General features: G+C 68.7%; 22 protein-coding genes and 1 tRNA gene. 10 read left to right on the top strand and 13 right to left on the bottom strand.

The window, feature by feature from the left end:
* Positions 1–46: 46 nt before the first annotated feature.
* From AC5L3X_RS15015 to AC5L3X_RS15000, 4 genes are read right to left on the bottom strand one after another with little or no spacing between them, the layout of a single operon-like run.
* Positions 47–652: a GTP-binding protein gene (locus AC5L3X_RS15015; protein WP_189128739.1), complete on the bottom strand. Its 606-nt coding sequence runs from the start codon at positions 650–652 to the stop codon at positions 47–49.
* Complete coding sequence (locus AC5L3X_RS15010; RefSeq protein WP_189128738.1) at positions 633–983, bottom strand: DUF742 domain-containing protein; 351 nt, start codon at positions 981–983, stop codon at positions 633–635. The genes AC5L3X_RS15015 and AC5L3X_RS15010 overlap by 20 nt, the downstream gene beginning before the upstream one ends.
* Complete coding sequence (locus tag AC5L3X_RS15005; protein ID WP_189128737.1) at positions 980–1,405, bottom strand: roadblock/LC7 domain-containing protein; 426 nt, start codon at positions 1,403–1,405, stop codon at positions 980–982. The genes AC5L3X_RS15010 and AC5L3X_RS15005 overlap by 4 nt, the downstream gene beginning before the upstream one ends.
* A complete protein-coding gene (locus tag AC5L3X_RS15000; protein ID WP_494857496.1) occupies positions 1,386–3,698 on the bottom strand; it encodes a sensor histidine kinase in 2,313 nt (770 codons plus the stop codon). The genes AC5L3X_RS15005 and AC5L3X_RS15000 overlap by 20 nt, the downstream gene beginning before the upstream one ends.
* 344 nt (positions 3,699–4,042) lie before the next feature.
* Here AC5L3X_RS15000 and AC5L3X_RS14995 point away from each other — a divergent pair, with 344 nt between their 5' ends.
* From AC5L3X_RS14995 to AC5L3X_RS14985, 3 genes are all read left to right on the top strand, one after another.
* Positions 4,043–4,381 carry a hypothetical protein gene (locus tag AC5L3X_RS14995; RefSeq protein ID WP_494857495.1) on the top strand — a complete coding sequence of 113 codons (339 nt, stop codon included), beginning with the start codon at positions 4,043–4,045 and terminating at the stop codon, positions 4,379–4,381.
* An 84-nt stretch (positions 4,382–4,465) separates the two neighbouring features.
* The gene (locus AC5L3X_RS14990; RefSeq protein ID WP_189128734.1) at positions 4,466–4,777 is read left to right on the top strand and encodes an EthD family reductase; all 312 of its coding nucleotides are present in this window, start codon (positions 4,466–4,468) and stop codon (positions 4,775–4,777) included.
* 74 nt (positions 4,778–4,851) lie between these two features.
* Positions 4,852–5,310: an SdpI family protein gene (locus AC5L3X_RS14985; RefSeq protein ID WP_494857802.1), complete on the top strand. Its 459-nt coding sequence runs from the start codon at positions 4,852–4,854 to the stop codon at positions 5,308–5,310.
* Positions 5,311–5,510: 200 nt separating this feature from the next.
* Here the strand turns inward: AC5L3X_RS14985 and AC5L3X_RS14980 are convergent.
* The 5 genes from AC5L3X_RS14980 to AC5L3X_RS14960 form a co-directional block, all read right to left on the bottom strand.
* Positions 5,511–5,587 (bottom strand) — tRNA-Met (locus AC5L3X_RS14980).
* A 71-nt stretch (positions 5,588–5,658) separates the two neighbouring features.
* The gene (locus AC5L3X_RS14975) at positions 5,659–8,595 is read right to left on the bottom strand and encodes a UPF0182 family membrane protein (RefSeq protein ID WP_494857494.1); all 2,937 of its coding nucleotides are present in this window, start codon (positions 8,593–8,595) and stop codon (positions 5,659–5,661) included.
* A gap of 129 nt (positions 8,596–8,724) precedes the next feature.
* Entirely contained in the window at positions 8,725–9,771 is a 1,047-nt protein-coding gene (locus tag AC5L3X_RS14970) for a YlbL family protein (protein ID WP_494857493.1), read from the bottom strand.
* 10 nt (positions 9,772–9,781) lie between these two features.
* Entirely contained in the window at positions 9,782–10,207 is a 426-nt protein-coding gene (locus AC5L3X_RS14965; protein ID WP_494857492.1) for a molybdenum cofactor biosynthesis protein MoaE, read from the bottom strand.
* Between the two features lie 38 nt (positions 10,208–10,245).
* Positions 10,246–11,319, bottom strand: a complete 1,074-nt coding sequence (locus AC5L3X_RS14960; RefSeq protein WP_494857800.1) for an NAD-dependent epimerase/dehydratase family protein — start codon at positions 11,317–11,319, stop codon at positions 10,246–10,248.
* Positions 11,320–11,398: 79 nt separating this feature from the next.
* Between AC5L3X_RS14960 and AC5L3X_RS14955 the strand changes: the two genes are divergently transcribed.
* From AC5L3X_RS14955 to AC5L3X_RS14945, 3 genes are read left to right on the top strand one after another with little or no spacing between them, the layout of a single operon-like run.
* The gene (locus AC5L3X_RS14955; RefSeq protein WP_225264299.1) at positions 11,399–12,655 is read left to right on the top strand and encodes a zinc-dependent metalloprotease; all 1,257 of its coding nucleotides are present in this window, start codon (positions 11,399–11,401) and stop codon (positions 12,653–12,655) included.
* Positions 12,652–13,212, top strand: a complete 561-nt coding sequence (locus AC5L3X_RS14950) for an NUDIX hydrolase (RefSeq protein WP_189128729.1) — start codon at positions 12,652–12,654, stop codon at positions 13,210–13,212. The genes AC5L3X_RS14955 and AC5L3X_RS14950 overlap by 4 nt, the downstream gene beginning before the upstream one ends.
* A 28-nt stretch (positions 13,213–13,240) precedes the next feature.
* The gene (locus AC5L3X_RS14945; protein ID WP_494857491.1) at positions 13,241–14,239 is read left to right on the top strand and encodes an endonuclease/exonuclease/phosphatase family protein; all 999 of its coding nucleotides are present in this window, start codon (positions 13,241–13,243) and stop codon (positions 14,237–14,239) included.
* Here the strand turns inward: AC5L3X_RS14945 and AC5L3X_RS14940 are convergent.
* From AC5L3X_RS14940 to AC5L3X_RS14930, 3 genes are all read right to left on the bottom strand, one after another.
* Positions 14,226–14,810 carry a glycosyltransferase family protein gene (locus AC5L3X_RS14940; RefSeq protein ID WP_494857490.1) on the bottom strand — a complete coding sequence of 195 codons (585 nt, stop codon included), beginning with the start codon at positions 14,808–14,810 and terminating at the stop codon, positions 14,226–14,228. The two genes, AC5L3X_RS14945 and AC5L3X_RS14940, sit on opposite strands and share 14 nt — an antisense overlap.
* Positions 14,807–15,322, bottom strand: a complete 516-nt coding sequence (locus tag AC5L3X_RS14935; protein ID WP_189128726.1) for a M48 metallopeptidase family protein — start codon at positions 15,320–15,322, stop codon at positions 14,807–14,809. Before AC5L3X_RS14935 ends, AC5L3X_RS14940 begins: the two co-directional genes overlap by 4 nt.
* Positions 15,323–15,390: 68 nt before the next feature.
* On the bottom strand, positions 15,391–16,173 hold the full coding sequence (locus AC5L3X_RS14930; RefSeq protein ID WP_189128725.1) for an enoyl-CoA hydratase/isomerase family protein: 783 nt from the start codon (positions 16,171–16,173) through the stop codon (positions 15,391–15,393).
* Between the two features lie 106 nt (positions 16,174–16,279).
* Here AC5L3X_RS14930 and AC5L3X_RS14925 point away from each other — a divergent pair, with 106 nt between their 5' ends.
* The 4 genes from AC5L3X_RS14925 to AC5L3X_RS14910 all read left to right on the top strand — a co-directional run bounded on the left by AC5L3X_RS14925 (position 16,280) and on the right by AC5L3X_RS14910 (position 20,949).
* Positions 16,280–17,392 carry a ThiF family adenylyltransferase gene (locus AC5L3X_RS14925; protein WP_494857489.1) on the top strand — a complete coding sequence of 371 codons (1,113 nt, stop codon included), beginning with the start codon at positions 16,280–16,282 and terminating at the stop codon, positions 17,390–17,392.
* Positions 17,393–17,451: 59 nt separating this feature from the next.
* Positions 17,452–18,786 (top strand): ABC1 kinase family protein, encoded by a 1,335-nt coding sequence (locus AC5L3X_RS14920; RefSeq protein WP_494857488.1) that lies wholly within the window; start codon positions 17,452–17,454, stop codon positions 18,784–18,786.
* Between the two features lie 243 nt (positions 18,787–19,029).
* Positions 19,030–19,497, top strand: coding sequence for a group II truncated hemoglobin (locus tag AC5L3X_RS14915; RefSeq protein WP_494857487.1), 468 nt, complete (start codon positions 19,030–19,032; stop codon positions 19,495–19,497).
* A 588-nt stretch (positions 19,498–20,085) separates the two neighbouring features.
* Complete coding sequence (locus AC5L3X_RS14910; protein WP_494857486.1) at positions 20,086–20,949, top strand: phosphotransferase enzyme family protein; 864 nt, start codon at positions 20,086–20,088, stop codon at positions 20,947–20,949.
* Here the strand turns inward: AC5L3X_RS14910 and AC5L3X_RS14905 are convergent.
* Positions 20,946–21,344: a hypothetical protein gene (locus tag AC5L3X_RS14905; RefSeq protein WP_189128721.1), complete on the bottom strand. Its 399-nt coding sequence runs from the start codon at positions 21,342–21,344 to the stop codon at positions 20,946–20,948. The two genes, AC5L3X_RS14910 and AC5L3X_RS14905, sit on opposite strands and share 4 nt — an antisense overlap.
* Between the last annotated feature and the right edge of the window lie 363 nt (positions 21,345–21,707).

Raw genomic sequence — 21,707 nt, 5'->3', positions numbered from 1 at the left:
ACGGACCGGTGTGACCGGGCGGCCGGCTCCCGCCGGCCGCCCATGGTCATGGCACGCTCTGGTACGCCGCTCCCACGGCGTGCGTGACGAGCGTGGTGAGCACGTCCTTGACCGAGGCCCGGTTGCGCGCGTCGCACATGACGACCGGGGTGAGCTCGTCCAGGCCGAGCGCTCGCCGTACCTTCGCCGGATCGTGGCGGCGGGCGCCGTCGAAGCAGTTGACCGCCACCACGAACGGCAGGCTGCGCTGCTCGAAGTAGTCGACGGCCGGGAAGCAGTCCTGCAGGCGGCGGGTGTCGGCGATGACGACGGCGCCCAGCGCGCCGAGCGACAGCTCGTCCCACATGAACCAGAACCGGTCCTGGCCGGGGGTGCCGAACAGGTAGAGCCAGAGGTCCTCACGGATGGTGATGCGGCCGAAGTCGAGCGCCACCGTCGTGGTGACCTTGGTCTCGACGCCCGAGATGTCGTCCACGCCCATGCCGCGATCGCTCAGCAGTTCCTCGGTGTGCAGCGGCCGGATCTCGCTGATCGTGCCCACCAGGGTGGTCTTGCCAGCACCGAAACCGCCCGCCACCAGGATCTTCAGGGCGGTCGCGGCGGCGAGTGACCTCCCCGCGGGCCGGAGGCGGTCAGAGCCTGCGAATTCCATGCAGTACTTCCCTGTAGGTGCGTTCGTCGATCGTCTGGTCGGCGGTCTGGGGCGGGTCGATGGTCACCAGGCCATCGCTCCGAAGGTCGCCGAGCAGCACACGGGTGATGTTGAGCGGCAGGCCGAGCTGCGCGGCCACGTCGGCCACCGGGGTCGGCCTGCGGCAGATGGACAGGATCGTCTGGTGCTCGGGGTTCAGGCCGGCCGGTTCGAACGGCAGCCTGCTCGTTCTCACGATGGCCACCAGGTCGAACGTCTCGCCGGGCGGCCGCGCTCGGCCCCCCGTGAGCCCGAACAGCCTGACCAGTGGCCCGGGATCCTCGTCCGTCACGGTTTCGTGCCGTTCCATACCGGCGCCGGGGCCGCTCCCCTCGGCTGCGTGGACAGGTGCTCACCCACCCGCTTGACGAGCAGTGCCATCTCGTACGTGATCAGCCCCAGCTCGGCGTCACCCGCGGCCAGCACGGCCAGCCGCGCCCCCTGTCCCGCCGCCGTGACGAACAGGAAGCCACCCTCCAGCTCGACGATCGTCTGGCGGACTCCGCCGAGGCCGAAGTGGCGCCCCGCGCCCATGGCCAGGCTGTGGCTGCCGGCCGCGATGGCCGACAGGTGCTCGTTGTCCTCCCTTGTCATCCCCTGCGAGCCGCCCATCGTCAGGCCGTCGGCGGACAGCAGGATCGCGTGCCGTACGCCCGCGACGCGCTGGGTCAGGTCGTCGAGCAGCCAGCTCAGCTCAGTTCTCGGGTCGGCCATGAGGGTCCTTTCCATTCCGCAGGTCGTGGGGCCACTCGGCCTCCTCGCGTCCCTGACGCCAGCCCTGCTGCATGGAGGACATGACGCGGAGGAGTTCCTCCGGGGAACGGGTGGTGACATCGGGTTCGTCCCGTGGCTGCGGCTTTCGTAGTTGCGGTGCGAGGCTGGCCTGTCGTACGCGTACCGGCAGGCCGTCGAGGTCGTCGTCGGTGTCCGGCGGCGACGCGGTGGCCGCCCCGACGGGCGACGGCGAGGGCGGTGGTGGCGAGGCCGGCGGCGGAGCCGCGTTCAGCGTCCGTACGGCGGACGCGGTGCGGAGCGTCCCGGCGGCCGGGGGACCAGATCGGGCAGGGTGGGCCGGGAAGGACCGGCTGGCGTCGAACAGCGAGACCTCGAGCTCCGCGCCGGGGCCGCCGCATTCGGTGATCAGGCTCGACGGCAGCATCACGATCGCCGTGGTGCCGTCGTAGGGCGACGGGCGGAGCACGACCTTGATCCCGTGACGGGCGGCGAGCCGGGACACCACGAAGAGCCCCATCCGGTCGCTGCCCGCCAGGTCGAACTCCGGCGGGGTGGCCAGCAGGGCGTTGAGCTCCTCCAGCGCGGCCGGGTTCAGGCCGAGGCCGCGATCTTCGATCTCGATGGCGAAGCCGTTGGCCGCGGTGAGGCCGCGCACCTGCACCATCGTGTTCGGCGGCGAGAAGACCGCGGCGTTCTCCACCAGTTCGGCGATCAGGTGGATGACGTCGGTCACCGCGCCGCCGACCAGCAGCGGCGCGTGGGGCATCGCCTGCATGCTGACCCTGGTGTAGTCCTCGACCTCCAGCACCGCGCTGCGCACCACGTCGTAGACGGGCACCGGGTCGCGCCAGCGCCGGCCGGGGGCCGCGTCCGACAGGATGATCAGATTCTCCGCGTGCCGGCGCATGCGGGTGGTGAAGTGGTCGAGCTTGAACAGCCCTTCCAGCGTCTCCGGGTCGTCGACCTTGCGCTCCATCGAGTCGAGCAGGTTGAGCTGGCGATGCAGCAGCGCCTGGTTGCGCCGGGCCAGGTTCAGGAAGACCTGGCCGACGCCCTTGCGCAGGACGGCCTGGCCGACGGCCGCCTCGACCGCGGTGCGCTGCACGGAGGAGAACGCCTGCGCGACCCGATCGACCTCGGCGGTCCGGGCGCGCTCCAGCTCGGGGGTCTCGCCCGGGTCGACGTCCTCGCCCTTGCGCAGTCGTTCGACCAGCTGCGGCAGCCGTACTTCGGCCAGCTCGACGGCCGAGCCCTGCAGCTTCTTCAACTCACCGATCAGGGAACGGCCGAACCGGTAGGACAGCACGATCGACAGCACCACGGCGAGCAGGCCGAGCCCGAGGACCAGCGAGATGCGCAGCAGGCCGGCCGCGACGAGATCCTCGCCCTTCGCCGTCGCGCGGGCCAGGTCCCGGTCGGAGTTGCTCTTCAGCCCGGCGACCGTGGCCTCGGCGTCGCGCTTCCAGGCGCTCGCGGACACCGGCAGCTTGCCGGTCGTCTGCCAGCTGTAGACGGCGTCCTCGGCCGTCAGGAACCGCTGGTAGGCGGGGGTCGCGACGAGCTGCGCGTGCCATTCCCGCAGATCGGGGCCGATGTCACGCTCGGCGTTGGCCAACTGGAGCCGGCGGCTGGTCATCGCCGTGACGAACGCCGCGTGCTCGGCCCGGGTCATCTCGCCACGGGCCAGCGCCGGGGTCAGGATGGCGTTCTCCCTGGCCAGGTACTCGGTGGCGGAGCTGTAGGCGGTCAGCCCGCGCAGCACCCGGTAGGAGGAGATCTCGGTGATCCGCTCCGCTCCGCCGAACTGGCGGTTGGCGACGCTGATCAGCGCGCTTAACTTCTCCGTCGCGGTGAGCGGGGTCATCTGCCCCTCGTCGGTGGCGGAGCGCACCGCGGGCAGCCCCTCCAGCGCGTCGAGGAGCGCCTGCACGGTCTCGGGCTTGGTGCCGACCGGGTGCTCCTCGCTGACGGCCGTGGCCACGTCCCGGATCCGGGACGCCGCGCTGTCCGTGCGCTGCCGCTGCGCCGCGAGTTCCGGGTCGTCCGCGGTACGGCCGGCGCTGACGGCGGTGGCCTGGCGTTCGCGCTGGATCTCGGCGATCAGCGCCCGAGTGGGGACACCGACGACATCCCATTCGCTCCGGCTCTGCGCGAATCCGGAGGTCTCGCTGACCATCGAATAGGCGATGAACCCCCACAAGGCGACCAGCGAGACGAGCGGCACCAAAAGGATCTTGAGGATTTTGGAGCGGATCGGCGGGACGGATCTCATGCGTACTGTCCAATTCCGCGCGTGTGGCTGCGCATGGTCGAACGGCCTGAGTGAGGCAAGAACTGCCAGTTGTGCACGCTGCGACTAGCGCGTTGTGATTTGTCCCACTATGCCGGGGGGGCTGGCGCGCGACAAGATGGCGCCGCAAAAGTTGGGGTTTCGAGACGGAATCCCCGTGCCCATCGACGTTTCCGACCTCCGCGCCCACCCATGAGAATGCGTCCATGACCGAGACCGACCCCCGACCTGTCTTGCTCAGAGCCCCTAAGAGACGGCGGGGCCTCCGTCGCGTGCGCCGGACACTGGTCGTCCTCGCCTGCCTTGTCGCTCCTGCCCTTGTCGTCATGGTCCCGATGTGGGTCAACGACGCCCGGCTGAACGGCATGATGGAGCGGATCCTCGACCGGCCACCGCTTCCCGACACCATGGTCAGTCGTGTGCAAGGCGCCGTCGGTCTGCTTGAGGGCAACGGCAACCACTGTGACTACCTCGTCCGGATCTCCGTCTACACCTCGCTGAGCAGCGCCGAGATCGAGGCCCACTACGGAAGCATGACGCGCGTCCACGTCGAGGCCCCTGCCAGCGAGGGCTCTGCCGGCGATGTCCCGGCAGGTCAGGCGAAGTCCATGATCCTCGAGTTTCTCGCCACCGACGACGCGGGCTGGGACCTGCGCTGCCACTGACGACACACGAGCAGAGCCTTCCACCGCGCGCCAGAGAGATGTTTCATCGAAGCAGCCGACAGTCATCGACCTTGGAGGCAGGCAGTGGCATTCCAGCTCATAGCGCTCTACAACCATCCCGAGAGCGCCGAGGCTTTCGACAAGCACTACGACGAGACGCACGCTCCGCTCGCGGCCCAGTTCCCCGGGCTGCGCTCCTACACGGCCACCCGTCCCGCCGCCACCTCGGGCGAGCGGCCCGCCTACCACCTCGCCGCGGTGCTGACCTTCGACGACGAGGAGTCGTTCAACGCGGCCGTGGGCAGCGACGTGGGCAAGGCGGCCCTGGCCGACCTGGCCAACTTCGCCGGGGCCGGGGTCACGATCCTCACCGGCCCGGCGGACATCGTGCGCTGACCGCACCCCACACTGGAAGCCCTGGTCATGCCACCGTGACCAGGGCTTTCGTGAGGACGGCCGCCTTCTTGGCTGTGAACAGCGGGACGGTGCCGTTGTTGATCGCCCGGAACGGCGCATTCGGTACGATGTGGGGCATGGGGCCGGTGTTGGTGACGTCGCTGACGATGCTCCCGTCGCTCGCCCTGCTGCTGATCGCCTTTCATGACGAATCCGGCACGGTAGACACCCGAAACCGCCTCTCCGGCTTTCGCACCCGCGAAACACTCGCCTCGCCGGAGGCCTGGAACGCCGCCCACAGGTGGATGAGGCGCCCGTTGCGGCGACTGGCCGGGGCGCTGGCGGTCGTGATCGGCGCCTCCGTGATCAGTGACACTGCGTTCACGCTGCCCGAAGCGCTGGAATTCGCGATCATCGGCGCCCAGCTCACGATCCTCATCGGCGGTCTCCTGCTCATCTGCCGGCGAGCCAACCGTGTGGCCGCGCAGGTCAACCGGCAAGCTTCAAGCAAGACCGACACCTCGGGCACCTAGAAACTGGCAAGGGCCGGGCCGCCCGCGTGACCTGACTCGCGACCTTGGACCCGGTCACCAGCCTGGAACCGGCGACCCACCTGGGAACCGGTCACCCGCCTCGGACCCGGTGACTCATCTGGGAAACCGGCGACCCACTGGAACGACAGAAAACCCCCGAACCCGAAGGTTCGAGGGTTTCGATGTCTTGCAACATCACATGGTAGCGGGGGCAGGATTTGAACCTGCGACCTCTGGGTTATGAGCCCAGCGAGCTACCGAACTGCTCCACCCCGCGTCGGTGTGCGTTGTAAGAGTATCGGCCGTGCGGGGTGGGTGCAAACTGATCGGCCGGGGCCGCCCGGCCCACTAAGGGCTGGGCGCCGGTGATGGAGTCGGTGACACGGTGGGGGAGGTGGTCGGCGTGGCCGACGGGCTGACCGAAGGTGACGGGCTGGGCGTGCCGGTCGCCGCGGGCTCGGTGCCGAGGTTGCGCAGCGCCTTCAGCGCGTCGTCCAGGCGCTTCTGCGCCTTGCCGTACTCCTCCCAGTTCGGTGGGTTGGCCTTGAGGGCGTTCTGGGCGTCCGCGTAGGCCTTCTCCGCCGTGGTGATGGCCTGTGTCAGCGCCGTGATCTGCTGGTTGGGCTGGGTCTGCTGGTCAGGCTGCGTCTGGGTGGTCTGCTGGGCGTCGCCGAACACCTGCTTCAGAGCGTCTTCCAGCTTGTCACCCGACCCCACCTTGTTGCCGAACGCCACCAGGACGCGCCTGAGGATGGGGTAGGGCTCCTGCCCGGTGCCCGCCTTGGTCTGTACGTAGACGGGCTCGATGTAGATGAGCCCACCGGCGTACGGCAAGGTCAGCAGGTTGCCGTATTTGACGTTGGCCTGGCCCAGGCCGAGCGGGCCGAGCTCGCCGGAGAACTTGTTCTGGAAGTTGTTCTGGGCCTGGCCCGGTCCCGGGATGGCGGTGTTGGAAGGCATGCGCAGGATGCGCAGCTTGCCGTAGTCGTCACCCACCGTGGAACCCGCTGCCATGAAGGCCGCCAGGTTGGGGCCTTCCCTCGGCACGAACGTCGTCGTCAGCGAGAACGACGGCTTGGCGTTGCCGACCGGCATCGTGGTGGTCAGGTAGTAGGGCGGCTGCTTGGTCTGCTGGTCGCCCTGCGACGGGTCGTTGGGGACGTTCCAGAAGTCCTGGCCGCTGTAGAAGGCGCCCGCGTTGGTGATGTGATAGCGCGAGAGCGTGTAGCGCTGCACCTTGAAGAGATCTTCGGGGTAGCGCACGTGGCTGTTGAGGTCGGGGCTCATGTCGGAGGCCGGGCGGATGATCCCGGGGAAGGCCTTGCTCCAGGTCTTGAGCACCGGGTCGTTGTCGTCCCAGCCGTAGAGCGTGACCGTGCCGTCGTAGGCGTCGACCGTGGCCTTGACCGAGTTGCGGATGTAGTTGATGTGGTCCTGGGGCTGCTGCGCGACCACGCGACGGTCGGTCGTCGTGTCGCGGGTCATGTCACCCAGGCTCTCGCTCTGCGAGTAGGGATACTCGTTGGAGGTCGTGTAGCCGTCGACGATCCAGGTGATCCGGCCGTCGATGATCGCCGGGTAGGGGTTGCCGTCGAGGGTGAGGAACGGCGCGACCTTCTCGACCCTGTCACGCGGGTTGCGCACGTACAGGATCTTGGAGTTGTCGTTCACGTCGCCCGACAGCAGGATGTTCTTCTCGCCGTACTTCGCGGCGAACATCATCCGGTTGACGAACGAGCCGACCGGGACCCCGCCCTTGCCGGTGTAGGTCGTGTTCTTCTGGCCGGTGCCGCCCGTCTCCGGGTAGTCGAGCTCCTGTGGGTTGTTGGGGTTGCCGCCGGCGATGACGTACTCGTTGGCCGCGGTAGTCTCGCCGAAGTAGACGCGTGGCTCCGACAGCTTGGTCGAGGTGGACAGCTGGCCGGTGACCGGCATGTCCTTGGCGTCGTACGCGGGCAGGCCGCCGGAGTCGACCTCATTGCCGGGCGCGGCCACGAAGCCGTAGCCGTGCGTGTAGACGAGAGCCTTGTTGATCCAGTTGTTCTGGCCCTCGGGCGGGCCGAGCAGCTCGCGGACGCTCACCACGTGGTCGACCAACTTGCCGTTGGAGTCGGGATAGCGGTCGACGTCGAGCTGGTCGGGGAAGCCGTAGAAACCGCGGATGCGCTGCGTCTGCTCGTACGTCGCGGACACCAGAGCCGGGTCGAGCAGCCGCACACCGGACACGGAGGCGTCGCCGTCGTTGGTCTTGACCTTGGTCGGGTCGGCCTCGGCGGTGTATTCGATCATTTCGGCGCCCGCGATGCCGTACGCCTCGCGGGTCGCGTCGATGTTGCGATCGATGAAGGCGGCTTCCTTGAGCTGCTGGTTGGGCTTGACCTGGAACTGCTCGACCAGCAGGGGATAGACGCCGCCGATCAGCACGGCCGACAGCACCAGCAGGCCGAAGGACACGCCGGGGAGCATGCCACCCGGCCTGATCACGCCCGCGAAGAACAGCGCGGCGCAGATCAGCGCGATGATCGCGAGGATCGTCTTGGCCGGCAGCACCGCGTTGACGTCGGTGTAGGACGCGCCGTTGACGAAGCCGCGGTCGGAGAAGACCAGACCGTAGCGGTCGATCCAGTAGGCGACGGCCTTGAGCAGCACGAACACCCCGAGCAGCACCGACAGGTGCGCCCGCGCGGCGCGGGAGGCGTGCACGCCCGGCGACTGCAGCCGGAATCCGCCGTACAGATAGTGCGTGATCGCCGACAGGATGATCGAGATGATCACCGCGGTGAACAGGAAGTTCAGCACCATCCGGATGAACGGGTAGTCGAACATGAAGAACGAGATGTCGAACCCGAACAGCGCGTCCGCCTTGCCGAACGACGCGCCGTTGGCGAACTTCATCCACGTCTGCCACTGCCCGGCGAACGACGAGCCCGCGAAGAGCGCGAGCATGCCCATGCCGACGATGAAGATGAGCTTGCGGTGGGGATCGAGCGCCATCCGGTAGCGGTCGGCGCCACTGCCGCCGCCGAACATGGCGGGCCCGAACATCGGCCGCGTCCGGAAGGCCAGCAGCATGTTGCCGCCGACGATGCCCACCATCAGCACCGCTCCCACCAGGAACAGCACGATCTCGGTCAGCAGCACACCGGAGAAGACCGACGTGTAGTCGATCGCGTCAAACCACAGATAGTCGGTATAAATGCCGGAGAAGAGGAAGAAGAACGCCACGATCGCCACAAGCGCGATCGCGACAGGCAGAAGCAGTCGCGGTCGGCGGGGCAAGCGCATCGCCCTGCCGGCTCCTGGGGTCCGGAAGCTCAAGGCCAACCCCTCGTCGTGATGAACAAACGGTCCGTGTCTGGCAACCTACACTGCAGGGCCAGCCCTACGGCTAACGTACGGCGGCCGCCAGAAGTTTCATCCGGTGCCGCACGCGGGCACTTCGCCCTTGCCGGTGCGCAGCGCGTCGAGTGCGAGCACCGCGTTGTGCAGATTGTCGGCCTTGACCAGGCGCAGCCCGTCAGGCACGGCTTGCAGGGCCTCGTCGCAGTTTTCGGCCGGGGTGAGGAACACCGAGGCTCCCGACTTGCGGGCGCCGACCATCTTCTGGGCGATGCCGCCGATCGCGCCCACCTGGCCGGCGGGGGTGATGGTGCCGGTGCCCGCGATGTCCTTGCCGCCGGTGAGCTGGCCAGGAGTGAGCTTGTCGATGATGCCGAGAGAGAACATCAGCCCCGCGCTCGGCCCGCCGACGTCGCCCACGTTGATGTCGACGTCGAACGGGAACTCGTACTTGGGCTGCATGACCACGCCCACGATCGCCTTGCCGTCGGGGCCGGCCTCGGTCGGCACCGTCACGTCCAGCGTCTTCGCGCCCCGCGTGACGTTGAAGGTGACGGTCTCGCCCGGCTTGTGCGCCCTGACCGCGTCGGAGACGGTCTTGAGCTCGGTCACCCGCCGGCCGTCGACGGTGTTGATCTTGTCGCCGTCCTTCAGCCTGCCGTCGGCGGGCTTGCCCTTCTGGATGGACGCGACCAAGACGAGGGTCTCGTAGGAGATCTTGAGCTCGGTCAGCGCGGCGGCGGTGGCGTAGTCCTGGGAGTTGGTCATCTCGACGGTGTTCTCCTCCTCGACCTGCTTCTGCGAGCGGGTGTCGGGGAAGATCGTCTCCTCGGGGACGACGGCGACGCTCGGATCGATCCAACCCCGCAGCGCGGTCAGCAGGTCGATCCGGCTGCTGGGGCCGCCCTGGTAGGCCACCGTGACCAGGCTCAGCGCACCGCCGGTCGGGTAGGTCGGCCGTCCGCTGATCGCGATCACGGGTTTCTTCTCGATCTCGCCGATCGTGTTCTCGGTCGGCCCGGGGCTCAGCACGACGTACGGAACCTTCGCGGTGGCGCCGAGGATGCCGAGCACGAGCACGAGAAAACCCGAAACCAGCAGGGTCAAGGCGCGTCGCGACATGGAGACGAGCTTATTCGCAGGCACCGACCCACTCGGCCGACCCGTCGGCGAACAGCTGATGTTTCCAGATCGGGACCTGGGCCTTGAGATCGTCGATCAGTCGACGGGACGCCTTGAACGCCTCGTCACGATGCGGACAGGCCACCGCCACGATCACCGCCGTGTCGCCGAGCTCCAGATCGCCGACCCGGTGGACGGCGGCCAGCGCGGTCACGGAGAAGTCGGCGGCGACCTTCTCGGCCACCCGCCTCAGCTCCTCGACCGCCGACGGATGGGCCGAATAGGACAGCCGGGTCACCGGCTTGCCGTGATCCTGCTCACGTACGGTGCCGATGAAGACGGCGGTGCCGCCGGCGGCGTGGTCGCTCACGGCGGCCAGCACCTCGTCCACGGAGAGCGCAGTGTCGCGAATGCCGAGCAACCGGATGACGTCCACGTAAGGGAGCCTACATAGTCTGTCCGGAGATGCCGCGTTCAGAGACGCCGCTTCTTGCGCACCTGATGGACGATGGCCGCGGTGCCGATGACCGCGACGGTGGCGCCGGCGGCCGTGAGCGTCGCCTCCTTGACCGGCAGCCGCCTGCCGACCACGGTCGTACGGTTCTCGCGGAGCTCCAGCAACTGCTCCAGCGCCGCCTCGTTGGTCCAGGCGGGCTTCCAGCCGGCCTCTCGCAGCCCCGCGCAGTCGACGACCCACGGGTAGACCACGTAGTGCAGGTCGGTCGCGGGAGCCGGGGTGATGCCGAGCCGGTGCAGGCGCTGAGCCGTGCCGAACGTCAGCCCGGCGGGCAGCTCGAATCTCCGCAGCCCCGACAGCTCCTCGACCTTCTCCTGCTCCAGCCACCCGTCGGAGCCCACCGCCAGCACGCCTTTCACCAGGCCGCGCGCGGCCAGCACCAGAGCCGACAGCAGGTCGTCGAGGTGGCAGAACTGCCAGCGCGGTGAGCAGCCCTTGACCGTCAGCAGCCTGGGCGACTCGAAATGCCGGGTGATGACCGTGTCGACCCCCGGCCCCACCACCGCCGCGGGCCGGAGCACGGTCACCTCGAGCCCCGGATGGCTGCGCAGCGCCCGGCGGACCAGCGCCTCGATCTCCAGGTAGTCGCCCACCACGCCGGTGTCGGGCTCGGCGGCGACCGCGGCGTCCTCCGGCAGCGGCACGTCGTTCTCGGGCGCGGCGCCGTACACCATGGCGCTCGTGACGAGCACCACACGGCGGACCCGCGCGGCGGCGGAGGCGGTCAGCACGGTCTGCGCCGCCCGCAGGTTGTAGGCCCGGCGCTCGCCCGGATCGGAGTCGACCGCGTAGTCGCCGGCCAGATGCACCAGGACGTCGATGTCGGAGATCCGGTTCGCCAAGAGCGGATCTCGTACGTCGATCACTCTCCACGTGGCTTCCTGGATGTCGCCGCGCTCTTCGTCGATGGCCACCACTTTGCGGAAATCCGCGGAGGATACGAGTCTCGCGAGCAGCTCGCGGCCTAGGCCGGAGGCCGCGCCGGTGACGGCTACGACTGGTTGGCGCGGGCGTTTCGAGGTAGGCACCAGGTCCTCACTTTGCACTGAACCGCCGTAGGACGACTAACGTTGCGGATGTGGACTCCTCCATCCTGCACGAGGTAGAGCGGTGACTGACCTGCCAGGTCGCGAAAACGACCCTAACGAGAACCCGTTCGCCATGTTCGGCAACCCTGAGCAGATGGCTCAGGCGATGCGCCAGTTCGCCGACATGCTGTCGGCGCCGCAGGGTTCGGGCCCTGTCAACTGGGACATGGCGAAGAACATAGCCCGCCACGCCGTGGTCGCCGACGGTGATCCCAGCGTCATGGAAGGCGAACGCCGTCAGATCGTCGACGCGCTGAGCCTGGCCGACCTCTGGCTGAACGAGGCGACCTCGCTGCCCAGCGGTGTGTCCAATCCGCAGGCGTGGAGTCGTTCCGAGTGGATCGAGAACACGATCCCGGTGTGGCGCAAGCTCTGCGAGCCGATCGCCGAGCGCATGGTCGACACCATGGGCGGCGCGCTCGGCGGAGCCGGTCTGCCACCCGAGGCGCAGCAGATGGCCGGGCCGCTGATGGGCATGCTCAAGCAGATGGGCGGCATGATGGTCGGCCAGCAGATCGGCCAGGCCCTCGGCTCGCTGGCCCGCGAGGTGATCGGCACCAGCGACATCGGCCTGCCGCTGTCCGGCACCGCCGCGCTGTTGCCCGGCGGCATCGCCTCCTTCAGCCAGGGCCTCGAGCTGCCCGCCGACGAGATCAGGCTCTACCTGGCGCTGCGCGAGGCCGCTCACCACCGGCTGTTCCAGCACGTGCCGTGGCTGCGCTCGCACCTGCTCGGCGCGGTCGAGGAGTACGCCAGGGGCATCACGGTCGACACCTCCGCCCTGGAGGAGCAGATCCGCGGCCTCGACATCAACAACCCGGAGGCGATCCAGGAGGCACTGAGCGGCGGCGCGCTCCTCAAGCCCGAGGAGACCGAGCGGCAGAAGGCCGCGCTGACGCGCCTGGAGACGATGCTCGCCCTGGTCGAGGGCTGGGTGGCCACTGTGGTCGGCCAGGCCGCCGAGGGCAAGCTGCCCTCCGCCGGCGCGCTGGCCGAGACGGTACGCCGGCGGCGCGCCACGGGCGGCCCGGCCGAGCTTACCTTCGGCACGCTGGTCGGCCTGGAGCTGCGGCCCCGCCGGCTCCGCGAGGCGGCGGCCCTCTGGCAGGCGCTGAAGGACGCGCGCGGCATCGACGAGCGCGACGCTCTCTGGTCACACCCCGACCTCATGCCGCACGCCGACGATCTGGACGATCCCGAAGCGTTCGTCCGTGGCGACTCGTCGTGGGACATCTCACAGCTGGAGACCAAGCCCGATGACGAGGGCGACGGGAGTTGAGCTCACACCGAGACGCGGTTGACGTGCTGACCGGCTGGGTGGCGCCGACCGTCGAGGAGAAACTACTGCGCGAGGAGTTCCTCGACCACCTGCGCGCGCACCACGACGCGATGTGGCGCGAGTGCGTGCCCGGGCACCTGACGGCGACCACCGCGGTGCTGTCACACGACGGTGCGCGCGTGCTGCTCACCCTCCATCCCAAGGCCGGGATGTGGCTCCCGATGGGCGGTCACTGCGAGCCGTCCGACCCGACGCTCGAGGCCACCGCGCTGCGTGAGGCCACCGAGGAGTCCGGGATCGAGGGGCTCCGACTGCTCCCCGGCCCGCTGGCGCTCGACCGGCACAAGGTGTGGTGCCATCCTCCCCACAGCTGGCACCTCGACGTCGAGTACGCCGCCGTGGCTCCCGCCGACGCCGAGGCTGTGATCAGCGAGGAGTCGCTCGACCTGCGCTGGTTCCCGGTCGACGAGATCCCCGAGCTCTCCGACGACGCCACCCGCCGGCTGGCGGCCCGTGGCCGGGCGGCCCTTACGTCAAGTTCACGCGCACACGGCTAGAGTCCGTACCGTTCCAAAAGGGGGATAGGTGGACGTCTCAGCCGAGAGTCCTGTCGGGGGCACGATCGTCACGCCCGTGCGCGGGCCGCGCCGCAAGATCGGCGGCGCCGCGCTGACCTGGTTGGCGGTCACGCCGTTCGCCGCCTGGGCCGTGGCCAGGGTGGCAGGGCTGGAGCGCGGGTCGCTGCCCACACAGCTCATGACCGCCACCCCGTACGCCGCCGCGGGTTCGCTGGTCCCCCTGCTGATCGCGGCGCTCGGGCGCAAGCGGGCCGCGACCGTGGTCGCCCTGCTCACGACGACCGCTTTCGGCCTCACCGTGCTGCCCCGGACGCTCGGCTCCGCCGAGGCCACGGCGGGCAGGCCGTTGAAGGTGCTGACGATCAATCTGCTGTTCGGGCGGGCCGACGTGGAGACGGTCGTCGACCTGGTACGCCGGTTCGATCCCGACGTGCTGAGCACCCAGGAGCTGACGCCTGGCGCGGTCAGCGAGCTCGACGCGGCAGGGCTGAAGACCCTGATGCCACACCGGGTGCTCCAGGACGAGTGGAGCGCGAGCGGCAGCGGCATCTACTCCAAGCATCCCGTCGAGCCGCTCGACCCGATGGTCCCGCCGATCGGGCACAACATGCCGGCGGCCCTGGTGTCGCTGCCTGGCGGCAAGGCGATCGAGCTCGTGGACGTGCATCCCTACCCGCCGGTGGGCCGCCAGTTCACTGATTGGAACGAGGCACTGGAGGCGCTGCCGCCGGCGTCGGCCGAGAGAGTGCGGGTGCTGGCGGGCGACTTCAATGCGACGATCGACCACGCTCCCATGCGGCGGTTGATGTCACGCGGCTACAAGGACGCGGCCGGCCAGGTGGGCGCGGGCCTGATCCCGACCTGGCCGGCGAACAAGCGGGTGCCGTCGATCATCACGATCGACCACGTGCTGGTCGACCGGCGCGTGGGCGTCAAGGATGTCAGCGTGCACACCGTGCCCGGCACCGACCACCGCGCGGTGTTCGCCGAGCTCAGAGTGCCCTGATCAGGGCACGGGTGGAGTCCCAGCCTTCGAGACCGGGGTCGAGGCGGTCGAGGTCGGCGCGGGTGCGCAGGCGGTGCCAGCCTGGCCCGGTCGCGACCATGCGAGGGCCGGGGGCCCGAGCACGCAGGGTCGCCACCAGGTGGGGGTCATCGAGATCGGGATCGGCCCAGCCGGGCATCGGGAGCCCGCAGGCCAACGCCACGGCTCCGCCGTGCTCGGCCGGGCAGACCGTGATCTGGGCGCGGCCCAACTCGCGGAACAACTTGCCGATCAGCAGCGGCGGCAGGTCGGGCGCGTCGGCGGCGACGACGGCGGCCTGGTCGCCCTTCAGCCGCCCGATGACACCGGAGAGCGGAGTGTCCTCGTCGACCACGATCACCTCGGTGCCGGGCCAGACGATCTCCTCAAGCTCCGGAACGCTCGTCACCAGGACCGGCGTGACGAGCTCCAGGCTCGCGACCATCTCGTAGGTGTCCTCGGCGATCGCCTCGAGGAACGTCCGGGGGTCGACGCCCTCGGGGGCCGCCCCCGCCATGCCCCGGCGTGCCAGCACCGCGACGACGCGCGTCAACACTCCTCCGGTGTGGAGTGCCCGGCGGCGGAGAACCCTTCGAGGAATCCACGCGCCCGCTCCGCCTTGGGATACTGCTCCACCAGCTTCCAGAACGCGGGGCCGTGGCTCGGCACGAGCAGGTGCACCAACTCGTGGATGATCACGTAGTTGATCACCCACTCTGGCAGGCCCTTGAGTCGCGTCGAGATGCGGATCGTGCCGTTCTCCGGGGTGCAGGAGCCCCATCGGTGCTGCTGGTTGTCGACCCAGCGCACACTCACCGGCTCGGCCTTGCCGTCGAGGAACTTCATCGACAGCTCTATCGCCCTGGCGAGGAGGTCCTCGTCGGTCGGCCGCCTTCGGCGCTCCTTGGCCGCCAGCCGATCGAGCATCCGGCTCACCCATTCGTCAGCGTCTTCACCGGTCAGCCAGGAGGGCAGCAGCACGATCGTCTTGTCGCCGTCGCGGTAGGCGGACACCGTCCGCCGGCGACGAGGACTGCGACGAACCTCGACTGTCTCGGGGGGCACATATGCACGTTAGCCGAGACTGACGAAATTCCACAGAGGGAGAGGGGTTGTTTCTGCTGGTCAGATGATTAAGACCCGGTGAATTTGGGCATGCGCCTTTCCCGATGGGCGGTCAAACCCTCGATCATGTCGGCAGAGGCCATGGTCACCGGCTGGGCGAGCGACTCCCAGCGCAGTGCGGCTTCAAGGTCCTGATGGTCCTGGTTGAGGGCAACCTTGGTGAGTTTGGTGGCGATGGGGGCGTTTGCGGCGATCTTCCGGGCGACCGTGTCGACCTCGCTCATGAGGTCGGCCCTGGGGAAGGCTTGATCCACCAGTCCCTTGCCCGCCGCCTCCGCCCCGGTGAGCGTGCGGCCGGCGAGCAGCATCTCCCGGGCCAGCCCGACCCCCACCCTCCTGGGCAGCAGGTACGTCGCCGCCATCCCCGGGTGCAGACCCAACGAGGTGAACGGCGCCAGCAGCTTGGCGTCGTCGGCGGCGTAGATCAGGTCGCAGGCCAGTGCCACGCAGAGCCCCGCGCCCACGGCGGCCCCGTTGACGGCGGCGATCGTGGGCACCTCCAGCTCGGTGATGGACAGCCACGTGCGATAGAACCCGAGCATCCGATCCCGCAGTCGAGGCACCGGCTCCGCACCTCGCTCGCCCAGCCAGGACAGATCGCCGCCCGAGCTGAACGCCGTCCCCGCCCCCGTGACCACCACACAGCGGACGTCCTGGTCGGTGGCCAGCTCGGCCATCGTTCGGCGCCACTGCTCCGTCATGTCGTCGGTCATCGCGTTACGCCGGTCGGGCAGATTGAGGGTGACCCGGACGACACCGTCTTCCGAGCGATCGACCAAGAGCTCGTTCATGCCGGAGATCGTAACCGTCCACAGGCCGGCCGCTCAGCTACGGGGTTATCCACAGGAGCCCGCGAAGCCGCTCCGGAGGGCGGGCGCGCGTGCGAATCTTGCGGCCATGAGGCCACGTGTGAAGCCCGCGTTGAAGCGGATCCTCCGCGACGAGCAGACGTTGCAACTGGGCGTGCATCCCGGGCGGGCGGTCCTGCTGACCGGGCTGACGCGGTCCGTCCGGCAATGGCTCGACGGGCTCGACGGGAGCCGCGACCTCGGGCAGACGCTGCTTGCGGCGTCGGCGGCCGGCCTGGCCGAGCAGGAGGCGCGAGGGTTGCTCGACCAGCTCACCGCGCGTGGAGTCGTGCACGACGCCGCCACGGTTCTCGCGAAGGAGTTGCCGCTCGCCGAGCGTGACCGGCTTGCCCCCGACCTCGACGCCCTCGACCTGGCGTCGACCGCTCCGGAGGGCGCGGCGGCCGTGCTGGCCGTCAGGCGACGGGCCCGGGTGCGGGTCTACGGAGCCGGCCGGGTCGGAGCCCAGGTGGTCGCTCTCCTGGCCGCCTGCGCGGTGGGAGACATCCGGGTGATCGATCCGGGGCCGGTCCGGGTGCGCGACCTCACACCGGGTGGGCTGACCTGGGCTGAGGCGGGGATGAGCCGACAGGACGGGGCGGTGGCCGTGGCGCGCAGGCTCCTGCCCGGTGACGGGGCCACGTCGTCCAGCGGTGTGCGGGCCGGCGGCCCCTACCTGGGCGATCGGACCGAGCGCCCCGATCTCGTCATCCTCGCCCCGGTCGGGCCGCTCGACGGCGTGCTCGTCAGCGAGTTGACCACGCTCGGCATCGCCCACCTCCTGGTCTCCGCCTTCGAGGGGCACGGATCCGTGGGGCCTCTGGTGCTGCCCGGCCACACCGCCTGCCTGCACTGTCTCGACCTCACCCGGCGCGACGGCGACCCCGACTGGCCGATCGTCACTGCCCGCCTGGGCGGCTATCCGCCCGGCGAGATCGCCTGCGACACCACTCTGGCGGCACTCATGGCCGCCTCCGTGACCGGTCACGCGCTTGCGTATCTTGATGGCCGGGAGGCTGCTGTGACCAATGGCACAGTGGACGTCATGCCTGATTGGCACTGGAAAACCAGGCCCTGGAGCCCTCATCCCGAATGTCGTTGTATGCGAAACAATCCTTATTCGCTAAGAATGGAGGATGTCAGCGACCAGGGACTGACCTGATCCGGAGACGACATCGCGAAGGGAGGAGCGGTTTCTCGATCGAGACACCGCGCATCAGTGTGAGCGATCTGCCACGCCGCGCCGTCACGCGCTCCGCAAAACTGGCCACCCTTCCGCTCGGGTTCGCCGGCCGCACCGCACTCGGCCTGGGCAAGCGCATCGGAGGCAGGCCCGCCGAGCTCGTCGCCCAGGAGATCCAGCAGCGCACCGCCGAGCAGATCTTCAAGGTGCTCGGCGAGCTCAAGGGCGGCGCCATGAAGCTCGGGCAGGCGCTGTCCATCTTCGAGGCGGCACTGCCCCAGGAGATCGTCGGCCCCTACCGGGCCACGCTGACCAAGCTGCAGGAGGCCGCGCCCCCGCTACCCGTGGCCACGGTCCACCGGGTGCTCTCCGAGCAACTGGGCGACGACTGGCGGGAAAACTTCCGTTCCTTCGACGACCAGCCCACCGCGGCGGCCTCCATTGGCCAGGTCCACCGCGCGGTGTGGCACGACGGCCGCGAAGTCGCCGTCAAGATCCAGTACCCAGGCGCCGGTAAGGCCCTGCTCGGCGACTTCACGCAGCTGGCCCGCCTCGGCAAACTCTTCGGCGTGTTGCTGCCGGGCCTCGACATCAAGGCGGTCCTCTCCGAGCTGCGCGAGCGCATCGCCGAAGAGCTCGACTACTTCCGCGAGGCCGAGGCCCAGCACGCCTTCGCTCTGGAGTTCCGCGACGATCCCGACTTCCACGTGCCCGACGTGATCGCCGCCAACGAGATGGTGCTGGTCACCGAATGGATGGACGGCACCCCGCTGTCCCGGGTCATCGCCGAGGGCACCCAGGAAGAACGCGACCGGATGGGGCTGCTCTTCGTCCGTTTTCTGTTCTGCTCACCGGCCCGGGTGGGCATGCTCCACGCCGACCCTCATCCGGGCAACTTCCGCATGCTCGACGACGGCAGTCTCGGCATCCTCGACTTCGGCGCGGTCAACCGTCTCCCGGAGGGCTACCCCAAGGTCTTCGGCCAGCTCACCCGCATCTTCAACCAGGGCGACATGGAGAGCGTGGTCGAGGGGCTCCGCGCCGAGGGCTTCATCCTGCCCGGCATAGAGGTGGACGTCGACGCCCTCCGGGGTTTCCTCGCCCCCTACGTGGAGCCGACGGCCGTGGAGGAGTTCACCTTCAGCCGCCAATGGCTACAGACCCAGGCCGCCAGCGTCACCGACCTACGGCCCAACAACGTGGTGCGCCAGCTCAACCTCCCCGTGTCCTACGTCCTCATCCACCGGGTGCACGCGGCGGGTGTCGGCGTGCTCTGCCAGCTCAACGCCACCGCCCGGTTCCGTGACGAGGTGATCCGCTGGGTCCCCGGCTTCGCCGACGACCCCGACGAGCAACCGCTCTCCATCGGCTGAGTTCTGCGGTTACCTTGCCCTGACCTGGTCACGAGCCCCGAAGGGCCAGGAGACAGCCAGATAGCTGGCCCTTCGGTGCTCGCCTCTGACAGCAGTGCCGCCACTCCCGCCCGGTCCCATCCAGCGTCAGGCTCAGGCGCGTCACCGGTGGAGCAGTCGCTCGGCGGAAAGGAGTCCTGCAGTTGCCGATCAGGCGACCTAGGGACCCTTGAAATGCCTTCGGTCTGTTGATTACATCATTACATGACAGAGGAAAGCGTACCCACGCTCTACGAATGGGCGGGAGGCGCGCCGGCCCTGGAACGCCTGACCGATGCCTTCTACCGGCAGGTGAAGAGGGATGATCTGATCGGCCCGTTGTTCGAGCACATGGATGCCGCTCACCCCAGATATGTCGCCATGTGGCTGGGCGAGGTCTTCGGTGGCCACGAACGCTATACCGAGGACCGGGGCGGCTACCCGCACATGCTCTCCATGCACCTTGGCAAGGCGATCACCGAGCCGCAGCGCCGCCGTTGGATCAACCTGCTCATGGACGCGGCCGACGAGGTGGGACTGCCGGACGATCCCGAATTCAGGGCGGCGTTCGCCGGCTACGTCGAGTGGGGCACGCGACTCGCCCTGCACAACTCGCGACCAGGGGCCCGGCCCGTCACCCATGCCCCGGTGCCTCGCTGGGGCTGGGGCGTGGCCCCGCCGTACACGCCGTGACCTCGGGCCCCGGCGATCGTCCTGCTTGACATCCGCCCCAGGCTCTTCCAGCAGGTCCACGAGCGTGGCGGACTCGCCCGCCCCCTCGCGAGTCCACCGCGAGCTGCTCCGCGCCGACGCCTCGTCGTCCATCTCGGTGATTCGGTGCTGCTGGGAGAGTCTGTCCAGATCCATGGCTCCTGCGCGTCGCCCATGTCGTGCCTGGGTTCGTCCAGGTGCTCGCTCATGGCTCTCAGGCTTTATTGATCATCAGGACTGCTTTTCGTATGGCCCAGCAGGTCAGAAGGACGCCGAAGACGGCTTCCACGATCCGCATCCAAAGAGGAGAGGCTTCGTCCGCATAAATCACGACACCGAGCCACATTAGGCCGAATACTCCGACAAGGATGATTGCCGCCCAATTCAACCCTCGTTGCCACATACGCGAAGTCTTACAGCCGTACGCCCAAGGGCGAGTATGTGCCGAGTTGTCATCCGGTCACCGCTTTACGTCCGTCCGATAACAGGACAAAGATGCAGGACCGACCCAGTGATCTTGACGAGCACGCCCTCCGGCTGGTCCTACCCGAATGGGGCATTCAACCCATCGTGTTGGCTTACGCCCCAGTTGGTTTCGGTGACCACCACTGGATCGCGACCGGCGCTGATGGGCGGCGGTGGTTCGTCACCGCCGTCGACCTGCGCCTGAAGGGCGCGCACGGGACAGCCGCTCTCCGCCACGCCATGGACACCGCCGACGCGCTGCGCGACCTGGACTTCGTTGTGGCTCCCGTACGCACGGCTCACGGCGAGACCGTCCGGCAGGCCGGTGCCCGATACGCCGTGAGTGTCTTCCAGTACCTGGACGGCATGCCTGGATCATTCGGCCAGGAGCTGACCCCCACACAGCGAGGACTGGTCGTGGACCTGCTGGCCAGACTGCACGAGGTGGAGCCACCGGCACAGTGCTCTGCTCCTCAACGCCAACCGTCGCATCGGGCGAGTCTGGAGCAGGCCATCGCGGGGTCTGATCGTCCCTGGGAGGCCGGCCCGTTCACGCGAGCCGCCGGATCGCTGGTAGCGGACCACGCCAAGGGGCTGCGGCGACGGCTGGACGAGTTCGATCGGTTGGCGAGCGAAGTCGACTGGGACGTGCGCGTGGTCACCCATGGGGAGCCGCACCCGGGCAACCTACTGTGGCAGGGGGAGCGGGGCCTGCTGGTCGACTGGGACACGGTGGGTTTGGCGCCGCCCGAGCGAGACCTCTGGATGTACGAGGGAAATCTCGAGAGATACGTGGACGTGTCCGGCCGTCGGCCGCGGCCGGCCGCCCTGGCCTTCTACCGCCTTCGATGGGCCCTGGACGACGTGGCCATCTTCGTCGACCAGTTTCGCCGCCCCCATGAGCGGACGCCCGACACCGAACTGTCCTGGTCGGCGTTCGCCGGCACGGTGGAGGAGTTGACGGCTTAGCGCGGCAGCCGGCGCCCGGTGCCGACGCAGCGGCGCGAGCGCATGCCGCGCGGGCGGATGGTCTCCTTCTGCTCCAGGCAGGCGAGCAGCGCCGCCGCAGTCCGGGCATCGGACAGGATCCGTTGTACGGCCTCGCCGTCGGCGGGTAGTTGCCCCCGCTCGGCCAGTTCGTGCTTGATGAAAGCCAGGGGATCGGGCGCGTCCGCGATGTCCGCGGCGACCGTGGCCCTGGCGGCGGTGAGCAGGCGCAGGTAGTGCGTCCGCAGAACAGCCTCGCGCATGCGGGCGTGTTCGAGGTCGTCGATCAGGGTCCGGGCGACTCGCAGCAGGTCTCCAGCATGAGTCGCCTCGTCGGCGAGGTAGGCGCGGATGTCGTCGAACTCCGAGCGAGTCATGGTGGACACCTCCGTGGGCGCATGGTGCTCGTAGGTACTTCGTACCGAGACACGATTGCGGATGGCTTGCGGTCGGCTTGCCTTCACGGATGTGGGGCGGCGTGTTGGACAGGTTTGAGTGTCAGGTGGTGAGGGGAGGACCTGAGGATTACCTATGTGGCGCCGGGTAGGGGTTCAGGGCTGCTAGAGTTGCGGAGCGCAGGGCGCCGCAGGTTCGCAGAATCTCGGAGATGCCCGCGCATCCCACTTCTTCTGGTTTGTCTGGACGGTTCGTGTCTGTCCAGATGGCTGGTAAGTTAGAGGGGTTGCCCTGGGAACGGGGTGGTGTTCGATTTCTGCTGGTCAGACTGGTTCGGGTCAATT

The organism is Nonomuraea sp. CX421 (genome assembly GCF_059358955.1).
Note: the sequence above shows the minus strand (reverse complement) of the source record. Positions and strands in the feature narration are given on the sequence as shown.

What these genes read in the sequence shown, in the direction of transcription:
- AC5L3X_RS14995 (WP_494857495.1), top strand. Translation starts at nt 4,043, where the DNA reads ATGGTCCCGATGTGGGTCAACGACGCCCGGCTGAACGGCATGATGGAG.
- AC5L3X_RS14930 (WP_189128725.1), bottom strand. Translation starts at nt 16,173, where the DNA reads ATGAACGAGCTCTTGGTCGATCGCTCGGAAGACGGTGTCGTCCGGGTC.
- AC5L3X_RS14975 (WP_494857494.1), bottom strand. Translation starts at nt 8,595, where the DNA reads ATGCGCTTGCCCCGCCGACCGCGACTGCTTCTGCCTGTCGCGATCGCG.
- AC5L3X_RS14915 (WP_494857487.1), top strand. Translation starts at nt 19,030, where the DNA reads ATGACAGAGGAAAGCGTACCCACGCTCTACGAATGGGCGGGAGGCGCG.
- AC5L3X_RS15000 (WP_494857496.1), bottom strand. Translation starts at nt 3,698, where the DNA reads ATGAGATCCGTCCCGCCGATCCGCTCCAAAATCCTCAAGATCCTTTTG.
- AC5L3X_RS15005 (WP_189128737.1), bottom strand. Translation starts at nt 1,405, where the DNA reads ATGGCCGACCCGAGAACTGAGCTGAGCTGGCTGCTCGACGACCTGACC.
- AC5L3X_RS14925 (WP_494857489.1), top strand. Translation starts at nt 16,280, where the DNA reads ATGAGGCCACGTGTGAAGCCCGCGTTGAAGCGGATCCTCCGCGACGAG.
- AC5L3X_RS14905 (WP_189128721.1), bottom strand. Translation starts at nt 21,344, where the DNA reads ATGACTCGCTCGGAGTTCGACGACATCCGCGCCTACCTCGCCGACGAG.
- AC5L3X_RS15015 (WP_189128739.1), bottom strand. Translation starts at nt 652, where the DNA reads ATGGAATTCGCAGGCTCTGACCGCCTCCGGCCCGCGGGGAGGTCACTC.
- AC5L3X_RS14970 (WP_494857493.1), bottom strand. Translation starts at nt 9,771, where the DNA reads ATGTCGCGACGCGCCTTGACCCTGCTGGTTTCGGGTTTTCTCGTGCTC.